The sequence below is a fragment of the Halobacillus sp. A5 genome (genome assembly GCF_024189315.1).
Classification (GTDB): Bacteria; Bacillota; Bacilli; order Bacillales; family Halobacillaceae; genus Halobacillus_A.
The window spans coordinates 44,396-55,934 of record NZ_JAIZEO010000003.1; the positions used below are offsets into that span (position 1 = coordinate 44,396).

Sequence of the window (11,539 nt, forward strand, 5' to 3'; positions counted from 1 at the left end):
ATGCGCAATGAACAACAAGAGATCGAGGCTTATTTCATTCCTGATACGATTCAACTGACGTCATTTACTACGCGGGAATTGGAGTCGAAGCAAGGGAAGTTGATTTTAAAATACCCGGTCCTTTCAGGAGAAGATATTCAATGCATTACAGAGACCATAAAGGCTAATCAGAAAAATTATCTGGACAAGCTCCAGACTACTGAAGTAATCGACCTGGTGGACGCAGCAGTCCAGAAATGGCTGGATCCTGATTATCATTGGAGGCAATTAGCAGAGACATGGCTTCCTGTGATCACAGGCTATGATGCTGAAATGATCCGGCTAGAGTTAAAACGATTCCTGCGCACCTTTCGTAAAAAAGAACTGCTTCGTTTTTTAGTAGAAGAGTTTGACGACCCGGCTGTACTCGATGATTTTCGTCCCAGGAAAAAGGGAGGTCTCAGCAAAGCCTATGGTCCCGATCTTATCCTGCACTTTTTTTCAGGAAACGTACCAGGACTCCCGGTTTGGAATTTGGTCATGGGGTTGCTTGTTAAATCGGGGCAGCTTGGAAAAACTTCCTCTTCAGAGCCGCTCCTGCCTGTATTATTTGCTAAGTCCCTGGAAGAAGTGGATCCTGAGCTGGCAAAGACATTAGCAGTGCTGCCATGGAAAGGGGGAGAAGATCAGCTTGAACACCCAGCCATACAAGCAGCCGAGGCTGTGGTGGCCTACGGCTCAAGTGAATCAGTAGAAAATATAAGGAAGGGGGTTCCTGCTCACAAGCGGTTTTTAAGCTATGGACATAAAATCAGTTTCGCGATGGTCGGCAAGGAAGCCCTGACACTGGATCTCTGCAGGGAGTCCGTCCACAGCCTGGCGGAAGATGTTTCCGTCTATGATCAGCAGGGATGTGTATCTCCTCAAATCATTTATGTAGAACAAGGGGGAAGCGTGAGCCCGAGAGAATTTGCTCAGCTCTTAGCTAATGAAATGGATCATTATAATCGTAAGAAACCAAGAGGCCCCCTCCTTGAAAGTGAAGCTTTAGCCATTCAGTCTTTTCGCAGTCAACATGAATTTCAAATCGAAAGTAGTGTGTATGGCCATCCTGACGATACCAGCTGGACTGTGGTTTATCATCCAGAACCTGATTTTGAACCCTCCCCTTTAAATCGAACTGTTCATGTGTTTAGCTGTACTCACTTAGAGCAGGTTTATCCTAAGCTGTCTAGTTATCGTCAATATTTACAAACAGCCGGTGTGGCTGTTGGGCCAGACCGATTATTTAAGCTGTCTGAAGACCTGGGGAAAGCGGGGGTCAGCCGGGTTTGTGCCGTAGGGAAGATGGCGCAGGCTCCTTCTGGCTGGCACCATGACGGACAGTTCAATTTATTAAACCTCATCCGCTGGACAGATATTGAAACGAGTGCGGAACAACACGCCGAACAGTATGATGAAGATTCAGAATAGGAGGTATGAAAAATGGATTTGAAAGGAAAAATTACTTTAGTAACTGGCGCCAGTCGGGGGATTGGGGCTGAAATTGCAAAAGCTTTTGGAGAGGAAGGGGCATTCGTTATCGTCAATTACCTTCAAAATGAAGCAAAAGCAGCGACAGTCGTTGACCATATTGAAAACCAGGGCGGGGAATCAACAGCCATGCAGGCGGATGTGACCGACGAGCAATCAGTTCAAGACATGGTCGCAAAAATAGTCGATTCATTTGGCGCCATTGACGTCATCGTCAATAATGCCCTGCCTTCTTACACCTTCAACCCGAAAAAGCGAAAAGCCGCATGGGACATGAAGTGGGAAGACTATCAGAAACAAATCGAAGGGAGCATAGGTGGAGCTTTCAATGTGTGTAAAGCGGTGATGCCATATATGAAAGAACAAAATGGCGGACGAATGATCAACCTGCTAACGAACTTAATCGATCTTCCATTAGTCCCTTACCACGACTATACGACAGCAAAAGCAGGGCTGCTCGGATACAGCCGCAACCTCGCAGTCGATTTAGGTCCGTTTGGGATAACAGTGAACTGTGTAGCACCAGGTTTGACGTACCCTACAGATTCTAGTCTGGAAACAAAAGAAGACGTACGGGAGGAAATTGCCCGTCTTACACCGATGGGGAAAGTCGCTTCACCAGAAGACATTACCGGAAGTGTCCTGTTTTTTGCTTCCGACTGGGCATCGTTTATTACCGGGCAGTGCATTCATGTAGATGGCGGATTAGTAATGAAATAGTGAAACAGGAACACCCGAAAAGTCCCCTTCACCAAGCAGTCACGCCTGGGAAGGGGTTTTTACTTATTCCTGTTGGAGAGCTCCTTCTTAGCAGTAATTCTGGCTTGAGAAATTTTTTCCTAAAACGTTTATACTGTAGTCCAGGCTGTGGAACTATTAAACTATCAAATCCCCCCTCCTAAAGAGAGCGCGGGGGAAGGAAGGCGGAATAAGTATGATGTGGTTTTTCCTGGCAATATTTGCACTGTTAGCTGGCATGGCCCTGCCCACACAATTTAGTATCAACGCGGTTTTACGTTCACATGTGGTTAGTCCCTATTTAGCCTCGTTGATCTCTTTTTTTATTGGGACGATTGTGTTGGTCGTGGTTACACTATCTCTTGATAAAGGATTAAAGATACATAAAGAACTGTTTCAGCAGCCCTGGTGGATTTGGACAGGCGGGGTATTAGGAGCTTTTTATGTCCTGGCAACGATCGTGCTGATTCCAAAATTAGGAGCAGCCAATACCATTGCGTATATTCTGGCAGGGCAGATTTTTATGTCGATTGTGATCGACCATTTCGGCCTCATTCACGTGCCCGTTCACGAAATAAGTCTGCCTAGGATTGGGGGAGCGATTTTAATTGCTGCAGGTGTTATACTCGTTCAAAAATTTTAATTGAAGAATAGGGGGTTATGATTTGTATATTATAGTGTTCTTAAGTATTTTGGCTATTACATTTGCTCTTTTCACTCCTTTTTCTCTCTATTTTCCTTTTGTCGCATTAATTATCTCGTTTGTGTGCATTTATAAGATATCTAAGAGAGAAAACAATAAAATTCTTAAGGTTAGCAAGTTCATTGCCATTGGGGGCTGTATAGTCGCCCTTCTCAATTTAAGTTACTATGGGTTACCGATGATCGGTGAGTGGCAGAAATAATAATTCTCTGTTATTTAACCGCGTGTGGGTTTCCTACAAGCTGATAACACCAATCTTTGGTGTTATCATTCTAATGTCTCCTTCATGAAAACCATTCTAGGATTTAAATTACCATTAATCCTCAGTAATTCTCATGGGAGATGTAATGAAGAAATTGTTCATATTTTGCTCAGAATGTTCATAAATGTAAACTCTTAGCCACTAGATATGATGCAAAAAAATCCAGAGCTGTTTGCTCTGGATCATGGAGACGAAAACTTGATTGAAGGAAGGAACTGACCGGGCAAACAAGGTAGCAACATAATAATAGGTGACCAGCCAGTTCCGTTTACTATTATTTACCTTCGATAAGGAAAATAATCATAAGCATTAAAAATCCATACTTTTGAATCACCCGTTCGTGCCTGGTCTTTAATTTGAATTGTTGTGGAGTATATTTAAAAGCCTGTCCAATTCCCGTGAAATTCTTAAGATCTCTTTATAATCTTTTTTGGTGAGGTAAGCAATATACATTTTTTCACGGAGCTCCTCAATTTGTTGTTCTATGGTTTCATTTTCCTTCAATACGGCACCACCTTAATGCATGTAGACGTTAACCATGAAGACAGCAGCACAGTCACTGCGAACGAGCTGCTCATAAAAGTATTTATGATGATTGAGCAAGAACTCTTTCCAGGATGCTTGGAATCCTTTCAAAAAAAGGCTTTTGAACAAAATCAAATGCTCCTATTTTTGCGCATAGATCCATCTGTTGTTGATCATCTACTGAGGAGCAGATGATCACTTTGGCTTCAGGGTGCTGGCGCAAAAGCTCTTCCAAGGTTTTTGTTCCGCTCATTCTGGGCATTACCACATCTAGAAGAACGACGTCAGGTAAATGCTCAGCATACTGAATAATTCCTTCCACCCCGTTATCTGCTTCAACTGTTACTTTAAAAGAATGTGCCTCGAGAATGGATGTTAACCAATTTCTCATAAATAAAGAATCATCAATAATCATCGCCGTCCACATCACATGTTCCTTTCTAACCCATACACAAGAATAACCAGCGTGAGAACCCTGGCTGGAAATACTCTTTCATAGCTGCCTAAATGGAAGCTGATGTCATCATTTCTATAAAACGCTTTTCTCGCTTTTTTATCGTAAAAATGTGACCTATGCAAAGTATCCCTTCTGTAATCTTCTGCTGTTCATTATAGTGTACAAAGAATAGGAGTGGTAGTTATTGATTATGTTCAAGGCTCTTGTATCGCGTATTATTAGTTGAAATTGTCTGATTTTAGGGATATTTTCAGGGAAACTGTTGTTCAAAGGTTTAAAGAAAGATTCGCGTCATGAATGTTTTTGTGACTTTAGATTCATTTTCTAAAACTCGGAAGCTCAGCGTTTCAGCGGTACAGACTGATATGCAGGTTCCCTTGTTGATCAAGAGTGGCAAGAAGTACATCCTGAAGTGCCGCGTTTTTTATTTTCAGTTGAATCGAGAGCCATTGTTCATCCTTCCCAAGCTCTTTAAGCTCACGAGGATCAAGCCTGCCTTCCCTGATAATCACGCGCGGGAGGTCGAAGGGCTGAGTCGGCATTCCCATATCCGAAGGCGTGAGCGGCTGGTATTTGGGCTCTGTAAATATCGAGATTGTGCCGCCGGGCTCCCATAAAGCGAGGGCGACTTTTTGAATATCTTCGGTCTTTTCTTTTCTTAGCTCAGTTAAGAGGTATTCCAAGGAGATTCTTGCTTTTTTTAACCCGTGGTAATCAATTTGGCCTTTCTCAATAAGTGTAATGGGCGGCGGGTCCAAGAACTTCTTAAAAAGTCCCCATCTTAACGTGGCGTATACCCCGAGGAGATAAAGAAGGACGAGCACGCTCATTGTCACAATGGAGCCGGTTAATCCGAGTCCTTCATCCGATAGAGGGTGAGCCATAATGTTTCCGATTAATAAAGCAATGACAAAGTCGAGAAATCGTAATTGTGAAATCGAACGCTGGCCCATGATTTTGGCAACCAGTACTAAAAAGGTAAAACCCACGAAAGCACGCAGGGACCACTGGGCAATATTCAGTGATTCTTGGCCGCTGAAAAACTCCATATGCACGTACCCTCCTCCTCATCTCGACATATTAAACTACACCTTTTCTATTTTTTACCTATTATTTCATATCTATGTATTTACAGGCACCATTTTCAATCTGTAATACGTAGGTATTTAGGTTGTGCAAAGGAAGAACCATTTCGACATTTTTCCTGAAAATTTGAAATTATTCGATCAATTGTTTGTTATAATAAACATGTTTTCAAGATATTTCATGTTATATAGGAATGCAGGAGGGGATCAATCGAATTAATGTTGTTGTCTGTAGCTTTTGGAGTAAAATTCAATACAATTAGAAAAGGATGAAGAGATTATTATACATAGGAAACTTAAATGGATGTTGCCGGCTGTAGTTATTTTAGTTGTCATGGCTGTATTTTCACTCGATGATGGGAATGATGTCATACACGCGGATTCTCAGAAAGTATTTATTGATCCGGGACACGGCGGTTCCGATTCGGGATCTACGGGAAATGGGCTGCTTGAAAAAAACGTGACACTGGACATTGCTTTAAAAACCCGGAACATATTAGATCACGATTACGAAGGTCATTCCGTCCAGCTCTCACGGACTAGTGATCAAAAGGTGTCTTTAGATGAACGTACGAACATGGCCAACAGCTGGGGAGCCGATTACCTTGTCTCCATACATATTAATGCCGGCGGGGGTAGTGGTTTTGAGTCTTATACATACGATGGAAGTTATCCCGGTAAAGATGAAACGAACCGCCTGCGTGGAATCGTGCATGATGATGTTGTAAATCAAACGGGCTTCTATGACCGCGGGAAGAAGGAAGCTGATTTTCATATGGTGAGAGAAACGGCCATGCCGGCTGTTCTTACCGAGAATGGGTTCATTGACAATGAAGCGGACGCGGCCTCGTTAAAATCGGAAAGCTTTTTAACGAGTATTGCAAGAGGGCACGCGGAAGGGATCGCGGATGCTTTGAATCTTTCCGAACGTTCCCAGGCATATGTGGAAGTCGTGGCTGACTCTCTGTGGACCTACAATTCAGCTGACTGGGATGACCGGGCCTCCATCGTGAGTAAGGGAGAAGTCTTCACGGTGACCCGCGATAAATTCACAGTGGGTGACGGAGAAATGTACCAGCTGGAGAATGGAAATTATATTTCAGCGAATTCGAATTATGTGAGGTATTTCAGGGAATAGTTTCATAGAGTAGGAGTTTGATAGGCGCAAGGGAAATATTTTTCATTTTCGGTGGTTACCTGTGGGCGGTCTTCTGGCGGCGGGGCGCCACTGAACTAAAAGGAGAATAGGCCAATGCCAACATTTATAGCAAAGGATTATTTAGTGAAAGATGGAAAAGTCGTCTCTCCAGGTCAGGAAATTGAACTTAATGAGGAGCAGGCGGCGGGATTAGAGGACAAAGTGAAACCCGCCCCCGTTCCTGAATCCACTACAAAAAATGAAGATAGAAACCCTTCCTCTCAATAATACAAAATGGAAACGGTGAACCTTAGTAGCGAGGTTTCTCGTTTCCATTTTTTTATCAGGGAGGGTTTGATGTATTTGGCCGGCACCCTACCAATTGAAAAAGGCTTTTAATACAATCATGATCAGAGCATAGACCAGCGATGGAATCAGAAAGGATGGCAGATGCGCATTCTTCTCATAAGGAAGTTCTTTACTGATCACGTTAAATACCATCACCCCTGAACTAAAGGCAACCATCGAATCAACAATCAAGCTTGCCGACGGACTGAAGGCACCTGTTAATGCTCCAATCAATGTGGCCCCGGCAAGCATATAACGCCCTCTCCTTTTGTGTAAACGATAATTTTCCTTTCCCAGATGATAAGACAACCCAATAAAGTGAAGACTGATCGCCATTCCATAGAACAATGATTCACCCCGTTGCACATCAGAAGCAAACACCACATAAGTAATAATAAAAGTGTAGACCATAAAGAAGCTGACCTGCACCATATAAATCGTCTGTTCCTTCAGCCGGGATGCTGCCTTCGTCTCAGCAAAAGCATAAACCGCAAAATAAATGAGTAAACCAAGCAGGCCAAGAAAATAAATCTCAGTGTCAAGAGCCAGCGATCCACCAAGCTTATCCTGCCGCTCGTGAAGCGTTGGTAAAAGATAAACAAACACATAAGCGATCGCTACACCGCCCGATATGGAGAGAAGCTTCTGCTCCCCAATGGGAGAGCGTTCAACAATCGTTAATGCGAATAGTTGTATAACGATAAATGCAATACCTATAATGATCGATTCAATAGTAACCATGTCTGTCTCCTTCTGCAATTCGTTCTTTGGTTTATTCCCATTGGCAGACGAGGGGAAACTATAGATTAGCATGCTCACCGCTGGCATAAATAACCATGACCGCTGGGATTAATACAAAGAGTACACCCCAGCGGAAGGAAAAAACCATTTTTTGTCGAAAGTTGTTAACAGGAGGTGTTTTTGATGAAGGAGATTGCTGTGAACGTATCATTAAGTAACGGCCACGTAATTAAAATGGTACTGGAAAGAGAAAGCGTCGACGCTGTCATTGAAGAGCTGCTGGAGAGCAGCGGGAAGTTCATTGAGAATGGGGTGTCTTTTTCAAAAGCGCATGTCGTGTCGGTCGAAGCCAGTGAAAAGCGTCTGCCGCGAACGACTACTGAGGCAAAGAAAATAGTACCATAAACGATTGAAAGCATCCCGGCGGGGGTGCTTTTTTGTGTGTGGCGGGATCTCCTCGTTGCTATAGCTGAATTGAAATGTCGGAAAAATAGGAGCAAATGTCAGAAATATTGCTGGAAATGTCAGAAAAACTGAACCAAATGACAGAATAAATGCATCAAATGTCAGAAAAACTTGGTCAAATGTCAGAATTAGCTCAGCCCGAAGAGTGATTTTCAGTCAGAAGAGCGTACTCGCTCGGATTTTGTTCTGCGTTAGGAAAGATATTAAAATTTATTCCCTGGTAATTAGTTAAAGTAGGAATCATACTGCTGGGTTTATTTATTTTCTCTGTGCCTATCGAACCCCGGTAGCCGGGGCCCACTGCATAACGCAGGCGGAGGTCTGCTGGAGTTGAAACGGATGCACTTTGATATATCAGAATATTCCGTGACTAAAAGTAGTTATAATGTAATAATAAAGGTAAGAAAAAGATTTACTGGAAAATGAAGAAATGTATTTTGAAGAGAGGAGGGGATCATGTGGGAGCTGCGCTGGGAGTGGTTATTTTTTTCTTAGTTATAGGGCTTTTTCGAGCGCTGTTAAGCGGACCCTCGGATAACCAGAATCAAAATTATTATGATCATAAAAATTTTTACAACCATAGAGATTATTCATAAAGAGATGGAGAAAGGGAGGAATAAACCCCGCTGCCATCTCTTGTTTTTTCTCAAATGTCAGAAAAAAACAGAGTTTTGTTATAAACCAGATCATATGACTATGTATAAACTCATGGAAGCATAGGCATCGATTTTCCCAATAGAGTACATAACCCATATAATTGGACAAAATCTGGTGGAGATATAAAGATCAAAGGAGGAGAATGGATGAAGCCGAAAGTTTACATCGCTAAACCTGTTTCAGAACAAGTAGAAAACTACATCGCAGCCCATTGCGATTACAAGATGTGGCGGGGAGAAGAGAACATCCCTAAAGACGTCTTACTGGAGGAAATCCAGGATGTAGAAGGGTTAATCATTCCTAAAGCGAAAGTCGATAAAGATTTTATCAAAAACGCCCCTTACTTAAAAATAGTAAGTCATATAGCGGTCGGCTACGAAACCCTGGATACAGACCTCATGGCTGAACACGAAATCATCGGGACTCATACCCCTTACGTACTTGATGATACAGTAGCCGATTTAATCTTAGGACTGATGCTCTCGAGCGCAAGAAAAATTAGTCAGCTTGACCGTTATGTAAAAGAAGGAAGATGGAATAAACTAGACGATCCTTTCTTTTTATCAAAAGATGTTCACCACGCCACTCTCGGCATTATCGGCTTGGGCAGAATCGGAGAACAGGTAGCCAAGCGGGCTAGTCTCGGATTTGACATGAACGTTCTCTATTATAACCGCAGTCCCCGTCCCGAAGCAGAAGAAAAATATGGAGCAGAAAAGAAAACAATGGAACAAGTTCTTCAACAATCCGATTTCGTGCTTACGATGGTTCCTTTAACGGGTGAAACTCATCATTTAATCGGGGAAAAAGAATTCAAGATGATGAAAAAAAATGCGATTTTCATTAACCCTTCCAGAGGAAACGTTGTCGATGAGACCGCCCTTATTCACGCCTTAGAAGCCAACGAAATCGGCGGCGCAGCCTTAGACGTGTTTGAAACAGAACCCGTTGATCCGGCCAATCCTTTATTATCAATGGATAACGTGGTTGTGACGCCTCACATTGGATCAGCTACGGCAGATGCACGTGAAGCTATGGCGATGAAAGCCGCGGAAAATCTGGTCGCAGGTGTGACTGGCAGGAAGCCTGAAAATGTAGTCAAAGAATTGAGTCATTTAGTTTGATCATAAATGAAAGTCGGTAGATGATCTCTGTTAGAAACAGGGGTTATCTTTTTTCATTTACTAAGCAAAAAAAGATGCCACATATCTTTCGAGACTGTTCACAAACCCTCTGAATTGTTATTAACATACAGTTAGCCATTTTTTATGGGTCTTTTGAGTAGGGTTCAGCAGTGTGTTGATAAGAGATTGCTTATTAAACTAGATGCAGTCCATTTTACCTTACGTCTAAACCCGGATTTAGCCTTCATGATTAGAAAAATGTATAAACTCAGGGAGGTTTTCACGATCCCTTATGAAGGGAAGAGTAAACGAGAAGTGGCTTTAGAGGTCGTACTTCTCTTCATTAACTCGTAAAAAACATCGGCTGCCAACGACGACTCTGATCTGCTGCTCAAGCTCCTTTTGGGGGCATGAAGCAGAGTGGTTTAGGACGCGAGGGGGAGCGGAAGGGCTCGAGGCTTTCCTGGAAACGAAGTATCTATCGGTGGGGATAAAGGAATAGTTTCCTATCTTCACCTATCCCCCTTATCAAATATGATTGATAAGGGGTTAATCTTTCTCGTGTTCCTGTTATCTTAAATTTTCCGATTATTTCCTTTGGTTTTAGAAAAAATTTTCTGCGGGTATATTACCAGGTATACTACAAGGATTAACACTAAGGAATCTCTCTACTTAAGGCATCAACATACCCCTCAATTAGTGACTCACCCGTTGGGAGATTAAAAGCACTAATTCCGCCTGTAACCTATGAGGAATTTGACACTGTCATGAATCCGATCCCTGAAATCGGTGAGCATACAGAGGATATTATGAAGGAATTTAATATTATTAATGAACAGAATATTTATTGACCGCAATATAGTCAGCAAACTATATTCGTGGTCAAAAGTCATTACAACACGCAGCACGTCCTCGTTGGGCGTGCTTTTTTCATTGTTCCTGACATTTTTGGACTCTAGACGGGGATAGTTTTTGATTATTATCAAACAAACTTTTATTTAGCATAAAAAAAAGTTTGTTGACAAACCGGAAAATTGCTTTTATAGTTTAAGTACACAATTTTCTAAAAATTAAATCTATTAATTAAAAGGCAGGTTACCATTGTGGAACACATTAATGAAGAGCTGGATTTCTTGAAATCCTTTATCAAAGGAATTGCCAACCATTTTGGCGAGAGCTGTGAAACTGTATTACTCGACGTGTCGAATCATGAAGAATATGGAAGCGGTTTAATTGTTGCGATTGAGAACGGTCATATTACAGGAAGAAAGGTAGGAGATACAGGTACAAACTTAGGGTTGGAGATATTAAGAGGGACAGAAAGTTCTGGAGATAAGCATAACTATATGACCCAGACGAAAGACGGAAAGATGCTTCGTTCTACCACCATGTACATACGCAATGCAGAAGGACATCCGATAGGCTGTATTTGCATTAATTTAGACATTACGGATCTCGTGATGGCTGAGAATACCATCAGGCAGTTCACGCGGGCGGATGATATTAACACAGAAGTGAACGAAGTGTTCGTCAACAACGTCAATGATGTATTGGATATGCTGATCACAGAGGCTCAGGATCATGTCGGCAAACCTGTAGCCCGCATGAACAAAGAAGAAAAAATGAAAGGGATTCATTATTTGGATAAGAAAGGTGCCTTCTTAATTAAAAAGGCGGGGGATACGATTTGTTCCCATTTCGATATTTCTAAATATACGCTTTACAACTATCTTGAGAAGGCAAGAGAAAACGGTTCGGAATAAAAACATGAATCAGGGGTCTTC

The 11,539-nt window shown here is 42.2% G+C and carries 13 protein-coding genes and 1 pseudogene; 10 read left to right on the top strand and 4 right to left on the bottom strand.

The genetic code is table 11. The features are described from left to right. The 4 genes from LF822_RS12010 (at position 1) to LF822_RS12025 (ending at position 3,155) form a co-directional block, all read left to right on the top strand. Positions 1-1,452 carry an acyl-CoA reductase gene (locus LF822_RS12010; protein WP_253924313.1) on the top strand — a complete coding sequence of 484 codons (1,452 nt, stop codon included), beginning with the start codon at positions 1-3 and terminating at the stop codon, positions 1,450-1,452. Positions 1,453-1,464: 12 nt separating this feature from the next. Then, a complete protein-coding gene (locus LF822_RS12015) occupies positions 1,465-2,232 on the top strand; it encodes a 3-oxoacyl-ACP reductase (protein ID WP_253924314.1) in 768 nt (255 codons plus the stop codon). Positions 2,233-2,449: 217 nt separating this feature from the next. Then, complete coding sequence (locus LF822_RS12020; protein ID WP_253924932.1) at positions 2,450-2,893, top strand: DMT family transporter; 444 nt, start codon at positions 2,450-2,452, stop codon at positions 2,891-2,893. Between the two features lie 22 nt (positions 2,894-2,915). Continuing rightward, complete coding sequence (locus LF822_RS12025; RefSeq protein WP_253924315.1) at positions 2,916-3,155, top strand: hypothetical protein; 240 nt, start codon at positions 2,916-2,918, stop codon at positions 3,153-3,155. Between the two features lie 411 nt (positions 3,156-3,566). On the opposite strand, the gene LF822_RS12030 is transcribed toward LF822_RS12025, so the two are convergent. The 3 genes from LF822_RS12030 to LF822_RS12040 form a co-directional block, all read right to left on the bottom strand. Further along, on the bottom strand, positions 3,567-3,719 hold the full coding sequence (locus LF822_RS12030; RefSeq protein ID WP_253924316.1) for an aspartyl-phosphate phosphatase Spo0E family protein: 153 nt from the start codon (positions 3,717-3,719) through the stop codon (positions 3,567-3,569). Positions 3,720-3,801: 82 nt separating this feature from the next. Continuing rightward, positions 3,802-4,155, bottom strand: a complete 354-nt coding sequence (locus tag LF822_RS12035) for a response regulator (RefSeq protein ID WP_253924317.1) — start codon at positions 4,153-4,155, stop codon at positions 3,802-3,804. Positions 4,156-4,544: 389 nt separating this feature from the next. Further along, positions 4,545-5,246, bottom strand: coding sequence for a DUF421 domain-containing protein (locus LF822_RS12040; protein WP_253924933.1), 702 nt, complete (start codon positions 5,244-5,246; stop codon positions 4,545-4,547). A 370-nt stretch (positions 5,247-5,616) separates the two neighbouring features. Between LF822_RS12040 and LF822_RS12045 the strand changes: the two genes are divergently transcribed. Together LF822_RS12045 and LF822_RS12050 are read left to right on the top strand one after the other, a co-directional pair. Beyond that, entirely contained in the window at positions 5,617-6,420 is an 804-nt protein-coding gene (locus tag LF822_RS12045) for an N-acetylmuramoyl-L-alanine amidase (protein WP_371925918.1), read from the top strand. Between the two features lie 114 nt (positions 6,421-6,534). Further along, complete coding sequence (locus tag LF822_RS12050) at positions 6,535-6,708, top strand: hypothetical protein (RefSeq protein ID WP_253924319.1); 174 nt, start codon at positions 6,535-6,537, stop codon at positions 6,706-6,708. Positions 6,709-6,795: 87 nt separating this feature from the next. Here LF822_RS12050 and LF822_RS12055 read toward each other — a convergent pair whose 3' ends face one another. After that, the gene (locus LF822_RS12055; RefSeq protein WP_253924320.1) at positions 6,796-7,509 is read right to left on the bottom strand and encodes a hypothetical protein; all 714 of its coding nucleotides are present in this window, start codon (positions 7,507-7,509) and stop codon (positions 6,796-6,798) included. Between the two features lie 183 nt (positions 7,510-7,692). On the opposite strand from LF822_RS12055, the gene LF822_RS12060 reads away from it, so the two are divergent. The 4 genes and pseudogenes from LF822_RS12060 (at position 7,693) to LF822_RS12070 (ending at position 11,518) form a co-directional block, all read left to right on the top strand. Further along, positions 7,693-7,914, top strand: coding sequence for a hypothetical protein (locus LF822_RS12060; protein ID WP_253924321.1), 222 nt, complete (start codon positions 7,693-7,695; stop codon positions 7,912-7,914). A gap of 863 nt (positions 7,915-8,777) precedes the next feature. Continuing rightward, the gene (locus LF822_RS12065) at positions 8,778-9,755 is read left to right on the top strand and encodes a 2-hydroxyacid dehydrogenase (protein WP_253924322.1); all 978 of its coding nucleotides are present in this window, start codon (positions 8,778-8,780) and stop codon (positions 9,753-9,755) included. A 383-nt stretch (positions 9,756-10,138) separates the two neighbouring features. Further along, positions 10,139-10,257 (top strand): annotated as a pseudogene (locus LF822_RS23105) (aldehyde dehydrogenase family protein); the annotation flags it as partial. A gap of 601 nt (positions 10,258-10,858) precedes the next feature. Further along, positions 10,859-11,518 (top strand): helix-turn-helix transcriptional regulator, encoded by a 660-nt coding sequence (locus LF822_RS12070; protein WP_253924323.1) that lies wholly within the window; start codon positions 10,859-10,861, stop codon positions 11,516-11,518. Positions 11,519-11,539: the final 21 nt, after the last annotated feature.

Excerpts from the sequence above, each read along its gene's own strand:
- LF822_RS12010 (WP_253924313.1), top strand. The coding sequence starts at position 1 with ATGCGCAATGAACAACAAGAGATCGAGGCTTATTTCATTCCTGATACG.
- LF822_RS12015 (WP_253924314.1), top strand. The coding sequence starts at position 1,465 with ATGGATTTGAAAGGAAAAATTACTTTAGTAACTGGCGCCAGTCGGGGG.
- LF822_RS12020 (WP_253924932.1), top strand. The coding sequence starts at position 2,450 with ATGTGGTTTTTCCTGGCAATATTTGCACTGTTAGCTGGCATGGCCCTG.
- LF822_RS12035 (WP_253924317.1), bottom strand. The coding sequence starts at position 4,155 with ATGATTATTGATGATTCTTTATTTATGAGAAATTGGTTAACATCCATT.
- LF822_RS12040 (WP_253924933.1), bottom strand. The coding sequence starts at position 5,246 with ATGGAGTTTTTCAGCGGCCAAGAATCACTGAATATTGCCCAGTGGTCC.
- LF822_RS12045 (WP_371925918.1), top strand. The coding sequence starts at position 5,617 with ATGGCTGTATTTTCACTCGATGATGGGAATGATGTCATACACGCGGAT.
- LF822_RS12050 (WP_253924319.1), top strand. The coding sequence starts at position 6,535 with ATGCCAACATTTATAGCAAAGGATTATTTAGTGAAAGATGGAAAAGTC.
- LF822_RS12055 (WP_253924320.1), bottom strand. The coding sequence starts at position 7,509 with ATGGTTACTATTGAATCGATCATTATAGGTATTGCATTTATCGTTATA.
- LF822_RS12060 (WP_253924321.1), top strand. The coding sequence starts at position 7,693 with ATGAAGGAGATTGCTGTGAACGTATCATTAAGTAACGGCCACGTAATT.
- LF822_RS12065 (WP_253924322.1), top strand. The coding sequence starts at position 8,778 with ATGAAGCCGAAAGTTTACATCGCTAAACCTGTTTCAGAACAAGTAGAA.